The sequence below is a fragment of the Vibrio sp. D173a genome, assembly GCF_030248475.1.
Genome location: NZ_JAHGAH010000468.1, coordinates 1 through 693 on the forward strand (window position 1 = coordinate 1; position 693 = coordinate 693).

Annotated in this window: 1 protein-coding gene and 2 pseudogenes; all 3 read left to right on the top strand. The window is 46.9% G+C overall.

All coding sequences use genetic code 11. The features are described from left to right. Positions 1 to 91, top strand: a pseudogene (locus KIV40_RS26790) (Crp/Fnr family transcriptional regulator); the annotation flags it as partial. A gap of 57 nt (positions 92 to 148) precedes the next feature. Then, positions 149 to 601 (top strand): GNAT family N-acetyltransferase, encoded by a 453-nt coding sequence (locus tag KIV40_RS26795; RefSeq protein WP_285352221.1) that lies wholly within the window; start codon positions 149 to 151, stop codon positions 599 to 601. Further along, positions 601 to 693, top strand: a pseudogene (locus tag KIV40_RS26800) (EamA family transporter); the annotation flags it as partial. The gene KIV40_RS26795 and the pseudogene KIV40_RS26800, both read left to right, overlap by 1 nt.

Genomic DNA, 693 nt, shown 5'->3' on the forward strand with positions numbered 1-693 from the left:
GCAGCGCTTGAACGATAATCAAATCGCGGCCTACCTTGGTATTACAGCGATCAGCCTAAGCAGAATCAAAAGCAGAATTAACAATGGTTAATGCACAGCATCATTGTCCTTGTTAGATTAGCGCCAAGTACAGTTATAGGAAGTTATTATGATCACTTGGTCGACCCCAACCTTTGCCGAATTAACCACAATTGAGCTTTATGAACTACTGAAACTGCGAGTCGATGTGTTTGTTGTCGAGCAAACCTGCCCGTATCCAGAGCTTGATGGTAAAGATACCCAACCCGGTGTGCGTCATCTTTTGGGATATGAAGATGGTCAACTGGTCGCTTGCGCTCGTCTACTGCCTGCGGGCACTACTTATGACAACGTCAGTATTGGTAGAATTGCGACCAAAGCCGAAGCTCGAGGTGCCGGTTTAGGCCACAAGCTATTAACTGAAGCCATCAAGCATAGCCATGAGTTGTGGCCACAGAGCACCATTGATATTGGTGCTCAGCAACACTTAGAAGCCTTTTACCAAAGTCACGGCTTTGTGACGATCTCAGAGATGTACCTTGAGGACGATATTCCACATATCGATATGAGATTGCAGGGCTGATGTCCAACATCACGCTTGGAATCTTACTGCTTGTCGCGGGCAACTTTTTTGCCTCGCTCTCTGACGTGGCGGTGAAACTGCTCAATGGTGAA

Bases quoted from the DNA above. Each gene is read 5' to 3' on its own strand.
- KIV40_RS26795 (WP_285352221.1), top strand. From the start codon at position 149: ATGATCACTTGGTCGACCCCAACCTTTGCCGAATTAACCACAATTGAG.